This window comes from Halovulum sp. GXIMD14793 (assembly GCF_054457435.1).
Genome location: NZ_JBTLNE010000070.1, coordinates 1 through 16,483, shown reverse-complemented (window position 1 = coordinate 16,483; position 16,483 = coordinate 1). Strand labels below are relative to the sequence as shown.

Below are 16,483 nucleotides of genomic sequence, written 5' to 3'. Positions count from 1 at the left end.
AAGATCATCTACACGACCAATGCCATCGAAAGCCTGAACCGCGTGATCCGGAAATCGATCAAGACGCGGGGCTCATTTCCCACCGACGAGGCCGCGACAAAGCTGATCTACCTCGCTATATCTCAGGGCTGTGCCGTTTCTGTCGAATACGCCGCGCGCCATCCCGAGCGTGTTTCCGGATTGGTTCTGATCTCTGGCTATGCAACGGGCTGGCGCATCGGTTCATCTCTCGAAGAAAAAGAGCGGCGCGAAGCGGTGATGACCCTGACCCGTTTGGGCTGGGGCACGCCGAACCCGGCCTGCCGCCAGATATTTTCTCAGACATTCATGCCCGACGCAAAACCCGAAGAGCTTGACTGGTTCAACGAATTTCAGCGGCAGACGACATCGCCCGAGAACGCCTTCAGATTTCTGGATGCTTTTGGCGATATTGATGTCCGTGATAGCCTGACCAAGGTTCAGGCCCCGACCATCGTGTTCCATTCAAAAGATGATCAACGCATTAGCTTAGATCAGGCAAAATTACAGCAGGTATTCCAAACGCAGAGTTCGTTCCGCTTAACAGCCGGAACCACATATTGTTGGGTTCCGAACCAGCCTGGGACATCTGTCTGGAAAAAGCGACCGCGTTCTTTCGAAAACACGACCTCTAGGCGATAGCGTCCGGGCCTTTTCCAAATCGCCTTGGGACATCAGACTGCAAGCGCGCTCATCGTTTTGAAGTTGCACAGCACAAGCAGCCCGCTTTTTGTCAGGACAACCAGATGTTCCTGATCTTTCGTGGCAGACTGAGCAATGATCTCGTGACCCTTGAGGCAGGCAAACATCTCGGACGTGCGTCCCCTTAACTCGATTGCGTTTTCCTCGGAGCCGGGCATTTCCAGCGCGCAGGCCCCGCCCGGCGGTATTGAGGTGACATTGGTGTATGTCTTGCGGGCGGCCACGCTTGATTTAATCTTGGCAGACAGATCACGCTCGTTCTCATAGGTGGATTGAGGGCCATAGAAGGGCGTTTTTTCAAGCTGAACACTTGATGGATCTTGCACGATCAGGTCATCGACCCGCCAGACATGCGGCGATTGCGTCAGCTTTTTCCCGGCGCTTTCGGATTCCAACCAGACATGAAGATGCTGGAATGACCGATTGAGCTGCCAACGCTCCATCAAACCCGGACCATCGCGGTCGATGCGTTGTGTCAGCCACTCAGCAAAAACACCATAGGTATGAAACGCCAATACTTTGACCGGGACGGTCTGTGTGATGGACCAAAGCAATTCAAAGCTGGACTCGCTGTCCAGCAGCTTGGTCAGGTCCAGCGCGCCAATGGCCGTCGGTGTCTGAACTTGCCAGATACCATCCCCGGCATAGTTGCTCCAACCAAGCATCTTGGTCGATCCAAGCGACCGATATGTGCGACGTGCGGTATCCAACACGGAGATACGTCGGATCTCGTCCCTGCCCTGAACCAACAGCACCAGCCGACCCGATGCCACGGGAACCAGACCGACAAGATCAGGCAGATGATCTGTCCAGCGCTTGGCCCCGGTCGGGTCGACGAAAGTCAACTCACCCGTTGGCGCACCCAATAAGGTCGCGCCACCCGCCAAAGCCGCAGCCATGGTCCATGGCGCGCTTCCAGACCGGGGCAATGGGAAGGTGGTGGTTTGCGGTGCTTTGTCGGGCGCGGCCCGGTGGATTTGACGCAAGTCCTCGGCCAGTGCGTTGCATCCGCATATATTGGCGAAGTTGCGCAGATTCTTGACGTGGATCGCATATGGCGTATTGCCGTCATATGCCAGCGATGCTCGGATCAGCGCATCTGCAAGCGCGGGTTTTCGGGGGTTGTCGTTTTCCATACGTTCTGCTGCGGTCTTCAGCTTTTGTCGGATCTCTCCCGCATCGGGCTGGCTGATCCCGTCATAGATCGCTGCGGCAACCTGATCACCCACACTGTCGCCGGTTTGTCTGGAGTTGAGTGCATCAATATGCCAGGGCAGCGATTGCACCGCGCGTTCCAGCACCGGGTGGGTGCCCAGATGGCCGTTACCAATTGCGTTTGCCAACACCCGCAGATGCAGTTCTGCCAGACGGGGGTTATCCGCGCTTTCCTGAACAGCTCGGGGCAAGTCACCCTCTGCGATCAGGTCTTCGACCCAGTGCGTGCGCACAAAGGCCGCAAATTCAGGGTCATTCTCGGAAACCTCGGCAAATGTCTGCATGCAGCCGTATCGGCGCGCGACCAGCAGGGCGATGTCCTTTTTTCCAGCCAAATACCAAAGACGCGCCAGCACCTGACCGGGTTGTTTGCGGGCTGTCGCCAGCTTTGCAGCATCTTCATAGGCCTTGATCTTCTCAAGCTCAGCAATGGCCAGATTAACCTGCTGCAAAAGTTCCGAATAGATATAGGCTGCGCGGCGATGATCGCCCTGGGCAGACAGATCCTCGGCCAGCTTAACGTATTTTTGCCGCAGTTCTGCAAAGCCCCAATCCCCCGGTAAGGCAACCGTATCCCCCTCATTGCGGTTCAGGTCGAAATCCAGGGTCGCCCGGGGTTTGGGCAGCGAGGTCATCAACGGATTGCGGCGCCGTTCCTTGCGTTCCTCACTTTCGGCAATGGACAGTGCACGTTTCAGGGCGCGATCAATATCGCCCCGGTCGATCATGTTGCTGACTTCATCGAGATGGCGCTGGATTTGACGACGCAGATTGTTGCCCAGCGACGTGTTCCAAAGTGCCAGCCCGCGCAACCCATCCAACAGGCCGCGCTGCGGTTGCGCAGCGGTCCCTGCGGCCCCATACCCGTCCTTGGACCCTACCGCCCTTGTCCCGCGGCCGAAGAAGCCAAAGAACCAGCCAAGAAAAACCATCGCCAAGATCACGCCAAGCGGCCCGATGCCTGCCCCCAGGCTGAGGGAGCTAATTATGATAAAGATATAGATGATGATCAGCGACAGAGTCGCCATCAGACGCAGCGCGGTATCGCCCGAGGCGCGGGCAAAAAAGCCAAATCTTGAGTCTTTAGCCTTACTGATATTCCTTTGAACATTCTCAAAAACCTCAGGTGATTGCGCAATGGCTTTCAGACTGCAGTTTAATTCCGGTTGCGTGTCTTTGTTGGCTTTCTTTATGGACGGGATAGCCGCTTGTGACGCAGGCGGCGGGGTGCCCTGCACGAGCGGCACAGCCGAGAAATCCCAGAAGATGATCGGATCAACCGGCTCTGCACCCTTTAGGCTTAGAACATGGGGTTCGCCCTGGTGAATGACGGAAAGGCTGTGGGCCGGGCCCTGATCAATGTCATAGCTGGCATAGGTTTCTGGCCCGATCCGCCGCAAAGGGACGGCTGCGATATCGGCCGGGTCAAGTTGAACGGGCTGTTCAAAGAACAGGCAAAACCCTCCGTCAAAAAGACGCAGGACACGCCCTGGATGGATCAGCAATGGCAAAAGGGCGGTCTCGGAACTGGCCAAGACACCCTGATAGGATCCGGGCTTTGTCCAGATCCATTCGCGCAAGGGTTGAGGAGGTGTGATCCGTTCAGGCAGCGGGCTTTTTTTGAGCTTCAAAGCCATATCGTCACCGCCTTTTCCACGGCCTGAGGGATGTCAAAAGCCTTTGTATCTTTCCAGCCGCGCTGCGTTTCAATCGGAACAAAACGCTCCGGATTGCCGTCTCCGTCCGTGTTCATGGCAAAGGTGGTTATTGTCAGCGGACAATAGCGCGGTGTCGCTGTGATGGGTGTGCCACAAGCTTTCTTACTGTCGATTTTCACCTCAGCGTTATGAAGGCGAAAATTCACAAGGCTGTTTTCTTCCGGGCTCCAGGCCATTGCCTTACCACTATGGGAGAAGTTGAGCAGGATCATTTTTTCCAGCTTGAAATCTATGATTTCCGAGCCTTCAAGCACGGTGTGCATGCGGTCATCCATGGTCAGTGTTACCGCCTTGCTGTCGGGCGAAAACACGATCCGGCGCAGGGCTTCAGACACGGCCTGATACTCCGACGGCAGTGTGACACGCGCCAGCGTGCCGCGTTTGGGGTTTGTGACCCTCAGCGCGCCACCGGTTTCCTCAACAAGGTAGACCCCATTGCTGAACACGGCCCGATCCACATCCGATGGTGGCGGAGCAGCGTCATCAAAGGCGACCTGATACTTTGTTCCATCCGCCGCAATCAGCAAACATCCCTTGCCAATCGTTATGTGCAAATTGCCCATGGCGCTGTCAGGTTGCTTTTCGACGGCTGCTGGCAGGTCTCCTTTCCGGCGTGTAACGGGATCGGGCTTGGCGTTTTGGACATCATAGGTAACCAGCTCCACCTCGGTTCCGATGTTGCCCATAAGAAATGCGATCTCGCCGCCGGGCTGGGGCTGAACCCCCAGCAGGGTGCGGTTTTTCGGGCAGGCAAACCAAATGGCCTTGGCACTGCCCTTCAGCGACCGCCACAACACGCCGTCAGGATAGCGTATCAACACAGCCTGATTGAAACGGTCCAACAGCCAGCCCCGATGGAACGGATGCGCGGACAGACCGGCCACATCCGGCGCTATCTGCACCTTGCGTTTGCGTTCCGGCACGAAGGGCCTGCGCAGGGCGGCAACGGTGTCGGCTTCGTCCGCAAGGGCAATCGCAAGTTTGGACCGGCGACCCCGGCTGACAACATGCACTTCGGATTGCTCTGCACCATAAGGTGTGTGCAACAGAATGCTGCCGGTCACATCGGGATGCTCTGTCAATTCAGCGGTTTGTGTTGCCCCGACATACCAGCACTCCCGAGGGCCTTTTTCCAGTTGCGCAAGGGTATTCTCCAGTGCATCGGGCGGCAGTGCACCCTGCAGAACACGCCCAAGAAAGGTGCGGATATTGGCAGGGGTCAGATCCTCGGACCAGCCTTTCGCCTGTGCCGGGACGGTCCAGATCAGCATCGCCCCCAGCCGATCCGCGCGCACAGCCAGATAGAACAACGCGGCCAGCGCCACGATGCGGTTGCGGCCCAGCATCCAGGGGCCGCTATCCAGAACAACGGCCAGCACATCCTTGGTGCCGGTGCCCTTGAACTCAACCCGGCGGAACATGACCTCGCTTTCGGCAACGCGGCGGGCAAAGTCATCCGGGTCCAGTTCGCGCAGCAGCCATTCACTTTCCAGCAGGTTGGACAACCGACCCCGGTTTTCGATCCCGTCAAAGCCAACAAATTCGCCCTCCGGCTGACGTTCATCAACGGCATAGGGTGGCGGCACTGTTGCAAACGCGGTCAGCATCCCCTCCAACGCGCTGCGCAGTGGCAAATCCATCTGGGCAAACAGCGGCAGAAAGCGCGCATAAAGACGCGGCAGGGCGCTCATGCAATTGCCTCCAGATTGGTGGTGGTCAAGGGCCGCACAGCGCTGAAATCCCAAAGCGTCGGACCTTCGGTCAGGGCGACAAGACCCTCAGACGCAAGGTGCTTGACCAAGGACGGGATCAGCGGTTTTGGTACATCTGGTTCCAGACCCACCTGGCACAAAAGCTTGGGCGCGAGTTGATAGAGATAGGTTGGCGGCTCCGGCATCCACGGCAGGTTGGCCTCGGCTTTCTCCGAAAAGGCCGCCAACCAGCTTTCGCCCATGACCACCATCAATCCGCTGCGCCCTACCAGCTTTTCGCACAGAACGCCCACTTGCGGGCCATGCGCAATCAGCCCGACAACAGGCTGAGTTGGGGGGGCGGACCGCAGCGCAAAGGCGGGCATCAGCTTGGATCTGGTTGCGGAGTCTCGTGCGAGACAGAGGCCATCAGCCCGGTTTTCAGAAGCTCAAGACTTTCCGGCATGCCTTCTTCGGCAAAGCCCGCATCAATGCGGATCAGCAGGGATTCCAGTTTGACCTGCCACACCTCAAAGGCCGGGTCGGAGGGCATTGTCGGCTTTTCCTGCAACAGCTTCTGGCCATACTGAACCAATTCACCGGCCAGCGCCTGCGGGCCAAAGCTGCTTTGACGCACACTTTCGGACAACAGGGCATTTTCGCCTTTGGCCAGTTCTGCCGTCAGCAAATCCTTGACCTCGGTCTGCAGCCCCTGATCCTGCACCATGTAAACAACGGGCCACAGATCGGCGATGCCCGCCTTTTGCCGCCCGGCCAGCAACGCTGCTGCCGCAATCAGCTTTTGGCCTTTCACCAGACGCCGGTCCGACAACGCCAGACCCCCGACACGCAGCTTTCGCAGGATATGGGCATAGGCTTCCAGCACATCAGACAGATCGACCTGCCCGGCAGCCTGCGTCAGCACCTCAAGGTTGGCCGCCGAAAGCGGGTTGTTACCAGCCTCTGCATCCGCGCCAAGCTCTGTCTGCGCCTGCGCCCAACCGGCCCGCAGCAGGGCGGTCAGATTTTCCTCGCTCACCGGTTCAATGAATGAGGTCAGCAGAAACCGGTCGGCAAAGGCTTGCAGCATCGGGTCCTCGGGCAGCGCGTTCGAGGCCGCAACACAGGACCAAAGCGGCACCTGCCGCTCAAAAGTGCCGCGCCGGTAGGTGCGTTCGTTCAGAACCCCCAGCAATGTGTTCAGGATCGCGGTTGAGCCAAGAAAGATCTCATCCAGAAACGCGATGTTAGCTTCGGGCAGCATGTTTTGCGTAACGGGACGCACTTCGCCGTCTTTCAGGGCCGCAAGGTCCAGCGCCCCGAACAGTTCACTGGGTTCGGTGAACCGGCCGATCAGATATTCGAAATAGCGGCCCTGAAACTGCTCGGCCGCGGATTTCACCGCTGCGGATTTGCCGGTGCCCGGCGGGCCGATAAACAGAACATGCTCACGCGTGATCAGGCCCAGAACAACCAGTTCAAACAGCAGGCGACGCTCCACCAGCTTGGCGCTGGCGAGATCAATGACATTCGAAAGCCGGGAGACAAGCGGTGCTATTTCATCGGACATGGGACAATCAATCTATAAAGTTCGATGTATGCTTGCCATAGTGCGCCGCGCGTCTCAACATATATCATCGCCGGTTGATCCTGCGACCAGTCTGTGCCTTGATCGCCCCAAACCGGAGGTCTGCAAATGTCACTTTTTTCCCGCCTCGTATCTGCGTTTACCGGGGCCGCATCGCCCCAGGCGACGTCGGATCAAACGTCCGACAAAACCAATGTGCCCGGTGTAAAGAAATCCGTCGTGCAGGAGGCGGTCACCGATCAGCACTCTGTCCGGCTGCCCGAAGCGACCACATCCGTCGCGCCCGGGATGGTCTGCGATTACCTTGACGGTGCGGGAAGTCGGATCAAAACACTGCCTGATGACATCACCATTCGGTTCAGGTTGCGACTGACAAACTGCAAAGATCTGACAGACCTGCCCGACGGGCTGACAATCCCGTCAGTTGACCTGTCCGGCTGCACCGCATTGCAGCAGCTGCCGGGGGGCATGCAGGTAACCTTTCTGAAGCTGGATGACTGTGACGCGCTTAAGCAACTGCCCGATAATCTGCGTATACAGGGCGGCATCCTTAGCCTGCAGAACTGCACTGGCCTAACGCGCCTTCCCGACAATCTGGGGGAGGTTGCCGGGCTGGATCTGAACGGGTGCAGCGGAATAACAAAATTGCCTGCGGGGCTAAAGGTCACCTCCTGGATAGATATCACCGGAACGGGTATCGGCACTCTGCCGGATGGCTATGCCCATGTCGGCTTTCGGCGCGGCAATGACGTGATCAGTGCGGATGCAGCTTTGGCTGGCTGACGATAAGATCACGCTGTTTCAGGTTTTCGGGGGGTGCTCTAAGAACGCGCCGGATGGCGCGCGGCGTTCCAAAAACCCGTCACCGAAAACGGTGCGTAGATCCAGGTCCTTGAGATGCGAGTATCCGATATGGCAGCGGCAATAGGCAGCGGCGCAATCGCGCGGCTTTAGCGCCTGATCGAAATCCGGATCATAGATATTGCCGATCGGCGTCTTGATGAAATGACACCGCGTTGCCGTCCCATCCGCAGCAACTGAAATTACGCTTTCCCCTGCGAAACAGGCACGCCCCTTGCTACGATGCGGCCTTAGGTTAAGGCGAAACAACGGATCCACCGCCACAAGCCGCGCGATCTGTTCAGGGTCATAGCGGATGGCTTTGCCTGTCATGGCATTGACCCAAAGATAGGTTTCGTCTGGTAGGTCGGCTTTCAATGCCTCAATCTCGGCCAGTTGGGTGGGATCGCCAACGATACCCACGCTGTAGCGCGCGCCCAGATCCTGAAGCGCGCTGATCTTGGCGACGAACTTTTCCCGCGCAATCTCGGTCGGGTGGTATGTGATCCAAAACGCGAGCGCCCTCAGATCCCCGTCCTTCAACCAATCGGTGCTGCAGGAGAAATTCGTCTGGATCGCGACTGTCGGCACATGGGGCATAAGCGACAACCTTGTCATCGCCCTGCGATAGTACCCCCGCACCAATGCCTCGCCCCATGGGGTGAAAAGCACCGAAATCTCCTGGTCCTGCCCGGCCACCCAGTCGGTGAACCGCTCCAATGCGGCGCGATCCCGGGCCAGCGCCTCTTTGCTGTCTTTAGTTTTGGCAAAGGGACAATAGGAACAGCCATAGTTGCAACTGGACAGGCTGCCGCGCCACAGGATGGCTAGTGGAGATTTCATGCCGGGGCAAAGGCCTCCATCCGCTCTGTGATACTTGGGGAGTAAAGCCACGGACCAATCGCATCGGATCGTTCGACGCCCGCAGGGGTCAGACGCAAGACCGGCCCACGGGACATCAGGCCAGTGTCTTCCAGCACCGCCAGTTCGGGGAAGGCTTGATACGGATCTGTGCCGAAGCGTGCCCTGAACCGGGCGGGGTCCAACCCTTCTTGATGCAGCAGTGATTTCAGCAGATACCGGCGGGCCTGCTCCGCCCGTGTCAGCCGGATGCCATGATCGACATGTCCAAAGGCCGCCCGATCCTTGGCGATATACCGGTTCAGCACCCCCAGAACAGCGCTGCGACTTACGGCGAAATCCATCGCGTAATGCAGGTCCCGCGTATAGGATCGTGCGCCCGGTCCAAGGCCAATCATCCCGTCTTCCTGACAGGTATATTCGCCACCAAGATCAGGACCCTTGCGGAAATGACGCATGGAAATCTGCGTATACCCGTCCGCCAACAGCGCATCGCGCCCACTGCGATAAAGGGCAAGGCGCTGTTCGTCCCAAACCTCTGCCCGGCCATCAAGCCCGGTGCGCGGTCGGACATAAAGTGGATAAAGATAAACCTCTTCGGGCTGCCAAGTCATGGCCCGGTGGATCGAGGCAACAAAGCTGTCCGGCGTCTGGCCCGCCGTGCCATAGATCAGATCAAGGTTCATCGCGCGGAACTGATGGGCACGGATGCGGTCCAATGCGGCCTCGACATCAGCGGTTTTCTGGGGCCGCCCCATCGCTTTCGCCTCCGCTTCAAAGAACGATTGCACGCCGATGCTGATCCGCTCCACACCGCGCGCTTTCAGCACCGACAGCCGATCATCCGTCGCCGTTTTGGGGGAGGTCTCAATCGCCGTTGGCGTATGTCGCGGGTCGGCCTGAAAACACCGGTCCAGCAAGTCAAAAAGCTGATCAAGCTCCGCCGCACTCAGCCAGGTCGGTGTGCCGCCACCAAGGGCCATCTGAACGGGGGACCGGGTGACGTCGACAGCCTCCGCCGTCACCTCGGCCTCTCGTGTCAGGGCAGCCAGATAGGCGGTGGCCATATCCTCATCCGGGTTCACAAGCGTAAAGAGGTTACAGAACCCGCAGCGCATTTCGCAAAACGGGATATGGACATAAAGGAACCGCCGTGCCGGTTCGTCTTTCCAGACATCGCGCAGGGCAAGCGGCGGCGTGATCGTACGATACGCGGATTTATGCGGATAGGCATAGGCGTAGCCCTGATAGGGGACGATCAGTTCCGCTGGAAGGGTCATAGCAATGGCCCCGGCAGAATGGCCGCGCCAAAGGGCACATCCCAAACGCTGGAATGCCCGATGCGGTGCCCGTGATACCCATCCTCGCCAAACGCATCGCCATGATCGGAACAGGCCACCAGCAGTGTCGGCCCCCTGAGCGCGGCAAAAAGCGGTGCAAGCGCATGGTCCAGTGCCTTCAGCGCCGCCCCCTGGCTTTTAGCACTGTCGCGATGTGCACCCGGCAGATAAGCGTGGTGCGGGGTGTGACAGGCAGAAAGGTTCATGAACAGGAAAACCGAGCGATCAGCCGCGGTCAGACAGTCAAACGCCTTGGCCACCTGATGGTCCTGCGAGCGGGGATTGACCACCCCCATGGCCGGTGACCACCAGCTTTCGGCAAAAAGATCAGGCAGGGTACGGCCAAGCGGTGTCTGCTTGTTGAAAAAGCCAGTGCCACCAATGCAAACTGTTTGATAACCCGCATCGGCAAAACCGGTGACAATATCAGCCGCATCAAACTCCAACGTCTTCGGCCCGACGCTTTTGCTGCCAGCAAAACGCACCGCAAAAAGCCGTTCTTCCCCCGCCCGTGCCGGATCAGCAGGTGTCGGCAGGAACCCGGCAAAGAACGCCTGATGCGCCGCATAGGTAAAGCTGGCCGGGCTGTGGCGATGCTCCCACTGGCCCAGGGCGCGAGCAAGAACCGGCGTGTGACCGTCAGCCATGGCCTCAGCCGCCACGTCATAGCGCAAACTGTCGAGGGTCAGAAACACGACATCATGCGTATTCAGACAGGCCCGGGCGTCAAGCTGCATGAGACATCTCTGCCAGCATTTGCCGAACCTGCCAGTCCTGAGGCGTCCGTCCGTCTATTGTCATCCGCCGGATATGATCGCCAAACGCGTTGACCTCCAGCACGACATGGCTGCGCAGATCTGCGCGCACCGCGATATCCGGCGCCACCGAAAGACTGCCGGGAAACGCGGCCTGAACCTTGCGCACGGTTTCCCATATCGCTTCGACCTGTGCCGCATCCATCAGGCTGAACAAGGCCTCTGCCTCGGCGCGCATCGCATCCAGATGCAGATTGGTGATGGGACTGCGGCTGAGGCGCAAAACCGCAAAGGGCGGCGCGTTACGGATGGCAACGATCCGCAGATCACAGCTTCGCCCGTCGAGGCCTGCTTTGGGTATCCAGCGCTCCACATGCAGGCCCAAGGGCTGCAACAGATCAAACATCTTTCGCAGGGTGGTGTGATCGTCGACCTTTTGGACCCGCTTGCCATATCGGGGATCAGCGTCATTCAGGATCATTGCCGTATGCCCGATAACCTGCCCCCTGGGGCCAGCCATAAGCGCAATCGTCCCGGTGGCCCCTGCCCCGTAGCGTTGTTTGAGAAACAGCCGCTTCTCCACCCGCAAAAGCGCCATCAATTCGTCAAAGCAGGCAGGCGCGGCAAAAACCTGAGGTACCGGGATGCCACGCGTCTTCAAATGGGCGGCACAGGCTGTCTTGTCATAACACAACGCGATCTCATCCGGGCTGGCGGTCACGCAAATACCCGGTTGCATGGCATCGCGCTGCAATGCCTGCAGCCCGAACGCCAGCTGCGCGGATGATCCAAGAACACTGTCCGGCAATGGAAACCCCTGTTCCGCAGCCCTGCCCGCCCCGGCATCATAAACAGCCTGCATCGCCGCAGCACTTTCATCGGGAGAATCGAACCGCAGCCAGTCCCCGGCCCGCAGCGTCGGTCGCTGTCCATAGATAACGGGCACGACATCCGACACCCCAGCCCGCCGGACCGCAGCTTCAAATGCCTCAAACCTGCGCCCGGCACCCGCGCCCAGCACGATGATCCGGCCTGCGGTCACTCCGATACGGCGACATAAAGATGCTGCTCGCCGTTCCATTCGTCAGGCACCTGTGCGTCATCCAGAACCACCTGGGGATAAGCTGCCTTCAGGGCGGCCTGCATGTCCTTGGACAGGAAGTGAAACGTCAGATCCAGCTTTTGCAGATGGCTCAGCCGATCAGAATCCAACAGCGCCTGACCACCGTCATCCGACAGCTCGCCCATGGACAAGCCAAGCACCTGCAGACGATCCACCACGACGGAGTTGGCAGCCGCGCGGGCCAGATCATTCTGATAGTTGCTGTTGTTCAGGTATAGCGACCTCAGCTCCGGAAAGACTTCACCCTCAAACAACGGATCAAAGTCCGACAGATTGGTCGTATCCCCATAACCTTCGTCGCCCAGCCACAACTCCAGATGGGTCAGCGGTGCCTGCGCTTCCATCATCTCCTGAACGGTGCGCTTGTTCATGCCGCCGGTCTCGATGATCACGCTGGACAGGTTGGAATGGATGATCTTTCCAAGTTTCAGCCCGTTGCCGCCGCGGGCACGAAACTGCTCCAGCTTTGGGAACGCTGCCCAAAGCGGCGACATATCCCCCTGTGCGATCCAGGAAACCTCGTTTTCCTCGCTTATGATATCGCCAACGAAAAGCGCCATGAGATTGGGCAGCTTGTGCTTCTGCGCAACCAACAGTTCGATCGCAGGATCAGGGCTGACATCATACGATTCACCGTTCTCCATCCAGACCCCGAAAATCAGCGCTTCCAACTGTTCGATGCCCGGCTGTTCCAGTAACTCACCCAAGAGCGACAACACGGTGTGCGGCTCGTCATAGCTGCAGCGCAGGCGCACCGCAGTACCCGCAAAATCAGTCACGTCGCCTTTGGTCTTAAAGTCACGGACCGGCTTGTCGTAGAATGAGGTCAGATTACTAAACATCGTGGAAATTCCCCTTGTCGCTATGCCCAGAGCACGGTCAGCCCAACCGCGCGTTGCTGGGATCATAGCGCCTCGAGATGAGTTTCTCTATCTCTGTGTTGCCCTGATTTTCTAAACCAGTTTTTCCGGTCCTTACGCTACAATTGCCACTAGACATAAACCCTTGTCCGGTTTGGCACGCACAAAAAAAAGAAAGGCCCGAATGGGCCCTTCAATTTGCTAGCTTGCAATGCAAGTTATTCGGCCATTTCGGCCAGGATCTCATCGTAATACGCGCAGGCTTCCTCAAGGTTGCTGCCGTCCTGGAAACGGGTTGCAGCTTCCTGAAGCTTTGGAGTCAACGCAGCAATTTTTGCTGGGTCAGTCGCAGCCATTTCCTGCATCTTCGTGCTGACTTCCATCGCTTTTGCCTGAAGTGTTTCATTGGTACAGTCTTCAGCAAAAGTCGGGGCGGTCATCGCGGCCAAAGCTGCGGTAACGATCATAAGCTTCTTCATGTTAGCTCCTGTGGAGTATTTACTGATATTCGCATTGGTCCTAGTGGAACGATGCGCGCTGTTGGTATGCCGAATTGTTGATGTGTTCAACAGTTTGTGATGAGAGCTGTTTTGAGGGCCGAAATATCGGCGGGATTGCGCGCACAATGCCTGTATAAGCCAGTTAATTTGCGGTATCAAAGCCCGGCAGCTTTGGTCAGGTTGACCCGGAACCGATCACGGCGGCGTTGATAGCGGCGGGTCATCTCCGCCGATGCGTGGCCAAGCTGCTTTTGAACATATCGCTCATCAACCTCGGCCGAACTGGCCAGACCCGCACGCAAGGAATGGCCGGAAAACAGCGCAAGGCGATCTTTCTCGGTCAAGTCGGTGCGGATGCCGCTTTTCAGCACGGTTTGCTTGATAAGACGGGCGACATGCTTGTCGGACAAACGGTCGGGTAAGGCGCGTTTCCCGTCGCGGGAGGTGCGCACAAAGACCGGGCCAAAATCAATCTTTGCAAATTGCAGCCATTGCGACAGCGCATGAACCGGGCAGGTCTGTTCAGATGATCCACGCCCGATCTCAACCTCGCGCCAGCCGGTTTTCGCGTTCAGGGTCAGGATCGCCTCTTTCTGCGCAGGCGGGCGGGCATGCTTGCGGCGGATCCCGGCTAGGATGGTGGCGATATGCGCATCCTTGCGGTCCAGCACCATCCCGCGTTGCGCATAGGTCCAGACCAGACCCGAAAGACGTCGTTCGATGGTCGAGACGGACAGGCCTGGGCTTCCGTCGCCAGGTGCCGCCAGATCAGTCAGATAAAGTCCAACCACCTGCGCCGAAGCGGGCAAGGGATCTATTCCCTTCATCCGGCACCACCGGGAAAAATGTGCCCAGTCTGCCGCATAAGCCTTGTTAGTGTTTTCCGCCGTCGATGCCCTTGCATAGTCGCGGGCGTGTTCAACAAGCCGGTCGAGCGTGCCAGACCCAGCAACATGATCGGGGAGAGAGATAGGATCAGACGACTTCTTCATGCCGCATAGTCCACCGATGGCAGCCGCAGGTCAATCGGTGCTGTCGGTGCGGAACTGGCTAAAGGCGATCGGAGGCTGGTCCCCGCATCAGTTCGAAGAGGGTCGCTATCCGACCATGGAAGAGCTGAATGCCGCTGTTCCTGATCACCCATTTATGGTGCAGCACGCCTATAACGTCGCCTTCCTGAACGAACAGGCGCTGGCAATTTTGCAGGAACACGCCCCTTTTGTGTTCACTCATGTGCCCCAGACACGTTGGGAAACTGACGCAGACGGGAACTACACGGGTGCCGTGTATGGTGAACCAGCATCGTGGATATTCTGGATCCTCGAGGCGATTGTGCCGCAAACGCAGGGCGAAGAGACGACCCGTTCCATGCAGCACATGTTTCGCGACATGAATCGCTTTGGAATAACTTTGAATAGATTTCAACTGGGTGATGACTGCCTGGATCAATGCAGGCTGCACGTCGCAATGTACCGACAACAAACTCAGCAATTGTATTGTTGGTGATCGGCGTCTTGGGCAGATCTTCAGTAAGGAAAAAATTTGCCCTACGCGTTGTTTCACTTTTGTTTTGTGGGGCATATTCGCCGTAATACCAACCAACCACTCGAATCCATCCGGTGGAGTTGTCATATTCGATTAGCCCATGGTTTTGCAGAGTCTCGAATAGAGTCAAAATCTCTTCTTCAGCGAACATATTGTCTGATGCAAAGGCCCCCAAACGGCAGTAGTAGAAGCCCGTATAGTTGATGCGACTTCCCGTAATTACTCCCCAAAATGCAAGGCGTGCGTCACGCTCACCTTCAAGCTGTCGCCATTTTGGATTGTCGTGAAAGGCAGTGCCAATTTTTGTAAATTTCATCCTGCTCATGAGCATTACTTTCCCATGCACCCACACTGATAGCAGAGGGCGTTTTCAAGTTTTCAGATTGCTTGAACGGGAACTTTGATCTATGATGGAAGTGCGAAGACCAACTGATCAAGGCCCCGCGAAAGCGGGGTTTTTCAGTTTATGGTCATGCGTTTGGGGCCGTCTCTATACGGGTATCCATTACCCATGCATTGAGGTCGGCCCCGTGATATTTCACGCGACGGCCAAATTTCATAAATGCAGGGCCGACACGTCGATGTCGCCACTGAGCGCGCTTGTGGCGCGTTGCGATGAGGTCAAGTTCGTCATCGGTGTCGTCGTAGATGCGGTCGGGTTCGAAGATTACTTTGGCCATGTGTGCCTCGTTTCAGTGAATTGACTGAAAACGATTAGAAACGAACGGTGATCACATGTCGTCAAAGAGATTCAGGGAAACTTTTCAATAGCTGGATGCGGCTATTCGCATGGGCACTTCTATCAGCTCCCGCTTCATGTTTTTAAGCAAGGCTGTATCAGACGAGAGCTTCTTTGCCTCGTCGGCATAGTGCCTAAAACCAGTCGATAATGATGTGAGCATGAATATCTTTTCCAAACAGGTGCAGAATTTTCCGCTTGGCAAACCATCTGCCGTGTCACCAGCAGTAACTTTCAGATTTCCGTATGATTCAAATATTGCCCGGAGCGCCACCGCCGTGCGAAATGCTCTATAGTTTCCGCGGTGTCCTTTTTCAGCTCGCAGGCAGTCAGTCAAGTGGTCCAACAAGAGGTCGACTGAATCCAGAATGTGAACGCGACTGTAGGAATGGACACTGTCAGATACGAGGTGGAAGAGCGGTCCAGAGTGTTCACGAAGCCTTGTCTTAACAATTGCAACTTGCTGCTCTGGTAAATCTTCCACATTGTTGTTCTCAAGCCAGCCTTTAACTTCGGATAATTTTTCAATGGCATTCTTGGTTCTGGCTTTCCCGTATGTTTTCCCGTGGTCAATCCAGATCGCACAGTCAGAGGCAAGAGGGTTGAAGATGAGTGCAGCAGGCACCAACCCATGCTTTTCTTGAACATCGAACTCCAAAAACAAAGACAAGCAGTTGGTTATTTCAAGCAACACCGTTCCTGAACTTTCCACGAAGTCCACCAATGACTGGTCCAAGAGCATTGGTTCATTTGTTGGCAAGTCAGACTCATTTCTGATTTTCGACATATTCACACCACCTTTCCATCAAATCCCTCCGCTTCTCTAAAAGGTCGGACCGCGCATAGGCGGGTGTTTCTTGAAACAGAGACTGACCTGCCCCCCGAAACTTCCCTCGTTCTGATGTAGAGTTTGCTCAACCTTTTGAAGGAGCAAACGAATGCGAAAGAGCCGTTTCACGGAAGTCCAAATCATTGGGATGATCAAAGA

At 57.0% G+C, this 16,483-nt stretch carries 15 protein-coding genes and 1 pseudogene; 3 read left to right on the top strand and 13 right to left on the bottom strand.

Translation table 11 applies throughout. From position 1 onward, the window contains the following. A pseudogene (locus ACW9UQ_RS16440) lies at window positions 1-162 on the top strand (transposase); the annotation flags it as partial. Between the two features lie 530 nt (window positions 163-692). Here the strand turns inward: ACW9UQ_RS16440 and ACW9UQ_RS16435 are convergent. From ACW9UQ_RS16435 to ACW9UQ_RS16420, 4 genes are read right to left on the bottom strand one after another with little or no spacing between them, the layout of a single operon-like run. Then, window positions 693-3,572, bottom strand: coding sequence for a bpX6 domain-containing protein (locus tag ACW9UQ_RS16435; RefSeq protein ID WP_458932100.1), 2,880 nt, complete (start codon window positions 3,570-3,572; stop codon window positions 693-695). Next, window positions 3,563-5,344, bottom strand: coding sequence for a hypothetical protein (locus tag ACW9UQ_RS16430; RefSeq protein WP_458932099.1), 1,782 nt, complete (start codon window positions 5,342-5,344; stop codon window positions 3,563-3,565). The genes ACW9UQ_RS16435 and ACW9UQ_RS16430 overlap by 10 nt, the downstream gene beginning before the upstream one ends. Continuing rightward, window positions 5,341-5,730, bottom strand: coding sequence for a hypothetical protein (locus tag ACW9UQ_RS16425; protein WP_458932098.1), 390 nt, complete (start codon window positions 5,728-5,730; stop codon window positions 5,341-5,343). Before ACW9UQ_RS16425 ends, ACW9UQ_RS16430 begins: the two co-directional genes overlap by 4 nt. Beyond that, window positions 5,730-6,914 (bottom strand): AAA family ATPase, encoded by a 1,185-nt coding sequence (locus ACW9UQ_RS16420; protein WP_458932097.1) that lies wholly within the window; start codon window positions 6,912-6,914, stop codon window positions 5,730-5,732. The genes ACW9UQ_RS16425 and ACW9UQ_RS16420 overlap by 1 nt, the downstream gene beginning before the upstream one ends. A gap of 126 nt (window positions 6,915-7,040) precedes the next feature. On the opposite strand from ACW9UQ_RS16420, the gene ACW9UQ_RS16415 reads away from it, so the two are divergent. After that, window positions 7,041-7,715 (top strand): hypothetical protein, encoded by a 675-nt coding sequence (locus ACW9UQ_RS16415; RefSeq protein WP_458932096.1) that lies wholly within the window; start codon window positions 7,041-7,043, stop codon window positions 7,713-7,715. Between the two features lie 18 nt (window positions 7,716-7,733). Here the strand turns inward: ACW9UQ_RS16415 and ACW9UQ_RS16410 are convergent, their stop codons facing one another. From ACW9UQ_RS16410 to ACW9UQ_RS16380, 7 genes are all read right to left on the bottom strand, one after another. Then, on the bottom strand, window positions 7,734-8,615 hold the full coding sequence (locus ACW9UQ_RS16410; protein ID WP_458932095.1) for an STM4011 family radical SAM protein: 882 nt from the start codon (window positions 8,613-8,615) through the stop codon (window positions 7,734-7,736). Then, window positions 8,612-9,913: an STM4012 family radical SAM protein gene (locus tag ACW9UQ_RS16405; RefSeq protein ID WP_458932094.1), complete on the bottom strand. Its 1,302-nt coding sequence runs from the start codon at window positions 9,911-9,913 to the stop codon at window positions 8,612-8,614. Before ACW9UQ_RS16405 ends, ACW9UQ_RS16410 begins: the two co-directional genes overlap by 4 nt. Beyond that, window positions 9,910-10,710 (bottom strand): STM4013/SEN3800 family hydrolase, encoded by an 801-nt coding sequence (locus tag ACW9UQ_RS16400; RefSeq protein WP_458932093.1) that lies wholly within the window; start codon window positions 10,708-10,710, stop codon window positions 9,910-9,912. Before ACW9UQ_RS16400 ends, ACW9UQ_RS16405 begins: the two co-directional genes overlap by 4 nt. Next, on the bottom strand, window positions 10,700-11,809 hold the full coding sequence (locus ACW9UQ_RS16395; protein ID WP_458932092.1) for an STM4014 family protein: 1,110 nt from the start codon (window positions 11,807-11,809) through the stop codon (window positions 10,700-10,702). The genes ACW9UQ_RS16400 and ACW9UQ_RS16395 overlap by 11 nt, the downstream gene beginning before the upstream one ends. Then, window positions 11,767-12,693, bottom strand: a complete 927-nt coding sequence (locus ACW9UQ_RS16390; protein WP_458932091.1) for an STM4015 family protein — start codon at window positions 12,691-12,693, stop codon at window positions 11,767-11,769. Before ACW9UQ_RS16390 ends, ACW9UQ_RS16395 begins: the two co-directional genes overlap by 43 nt. A 236-nt stretch (window positions 12,694-12,929) precedes the next feature. Then, the gene (locus ACW9UQ_RS16385) at window positions 12,930-13,190 is read right to left on the bottom strand and encodes a hypothetical protein (protein ID WP_458932090.1); all 261 of its coding nucleotides are present in this window, start codon (window positions 13,188-13,190) and stop codon (window positions 12,930-12,932) included. A 176-nt stretch (window positions 13,191-13,366) separates the two neighbouring features. After that, window positions 13,367-14,203, bottom strand: coding sequence for a tyrosine-type recombinase/integrase (locus ACW9UQ_RS16380; protein ID WP_458932089.1), 837 nt, complete (start codon window positions 14,201-14,203; stop codon window positions 13,367-13,369). A 16-nt stretch (window positions 14,204-14,219) separates the two neighbouring features. On the opposite strand from ACW9UQ_RS16380, the gene ACW9UQ_RS16375 reads away from it, so the two are divergent. Next, window positions 14,220-14,717, top strand: coding sequence for an amidohydrolase family protein (locus ACW9UQ_RS16375; protein ID WP_458932088.1), 498 nt, complete (start codon window positions 14,220-14,222; stop codon window positions 14,715-14,717). Window positions 14,718-15,226: 509 nt separating this feature from the next. Here the strand turns inward: ACW9UQ_RS16375 and ACW9UQ_RS16370 are convergent. Continuing rightward, a complete protein-coding gene (locus tag ACW9UQ_RS16370) occupies window positions 15,227-15,436 on the bottom strand; it encodes a MerR family transcriptional regulator (protein WP_458932087.1) in 210 nt (69 codons plus the stop codon). 84 nt (window positions 15,437-15,520) lie between these two features. Continuing rightward, entirely contained in the window at window positions 15,521-16,282 is a 762-nt protein-coding gene (locus ACW9UQ_RS16365; RefSeq protein ID WP_458932086.1) for a hypothetical protein, read from the bottom strand. Between the last annotated feature and the right edge of the window lie 201 nt (window positions 16,283-16,483).

Coding starts and splice junctions, on each gene's coding strand:
- ACW9UQ_RS16425 (WP_458932098.1), bottom strand. CDS start 5,730: ATGCCCGCCTTTGCGCTGCGGTCCGCCCCCCCAACTCAGCCTGTTGTC.
- ACW9UQ_RS16400 (WP_458932093.1), bottom strand. CDS start 10,710: ATGCAGCTTGACGCCCGGGCCTGTCTGAATACGCATGATGTCGTGTTT.
- ACW9UQ_RS16390 (WP_458932091.1), bottom strand. CDS start 12,693: ATGTTTAGTAATCTGACCTCATTCTACGACAAGCCGGTCCGTGACTTT.
- ACW9UQ_RS16410 (WP_458932095.1), bottom strand. CDS start 8,615: ATGAAATCTCCACTAGCCATCCTGTGGCGCGGCAGCCTGTCCAGTTGC.
- ACW9UQ_RS16385 (WP_458932090.1), bottom strand. CDS start 13,190: ATGAAGAAGCTTATGATCGTTACCGCAGCTTTGGCCGCGATGACCGCC.
- ACW9UQ_RS16375 (WP_458932088.1), top strand. CDS start 14,220: ATGGCAGCCGCAGGTCAATCGGTGCTGTCGGTGCGGAACTGGCTAAAG.
- ACW9UQ_RS16380 (WP_458932089.1), bottom strand. CDS start 14,203: ATGAAGAAGTCGTCTGATCCTATCTCTCTCCCCGATCATGTTGCTGGG.
- ACW9UQ_RS16370 (WP_458932087.1), bottom strand. CDS start 15,436: ATGGCCAAAGTAATCTTCGAACCCGACCGCATCTACGACGACACCGAT.
- ACW9UQ_RS16415 (WP_458932096.1), top strand. CDS start 7,041: ATGTCACTTTTTTCCCGCCTCGTATCTGCGTTTACCGGGGCCGCATCG.
- ACW9UQ_RS16430 (WP_458932099.1), bottom strand. CDS start 5,344: ATGAGCGCCCTGCCGCGTCTTTATGCGCGCTTTCTGCCGCTGTTTGCC.
- ACW9UQ_RS16435 (WP_458932100.1), bottom strand. CDS start 3,572: ATGGCTTTGAAGCTCAAAAAAAGCCCGCTGCCTGAACGGATCACACCT.
- ACW9UQ_RS16405 (WP_458932094.1), bottom strand. CDS start 9,913: ATGACCCTTCCAGCGGAACTGATCGTCCCCTATCAGGGCTACGCCTAT.
- ACW9UQ_RS16420 (WP_458932097.1), bottom strand. CDS start 6,914: ATGTCCGATGAAATAGCACCGCTTGTCTCCCGGCTTTCGAATGTCATT.
- ACW9UQ_RS16365 (WP_458932086.1), bottom strand. CDS start 16,282: ATGTCGAAAATCAGAAATGAGTCTGACTTGCCAACAAATGAACCAATG.
- ACW9UQ_RS16395 (WP_458932092.1), bottom strand. CDS start 11,809: ATGGAACGGCGAGCAGCATCTTTATGTCGCCGTATCGGAGTGACCGCA.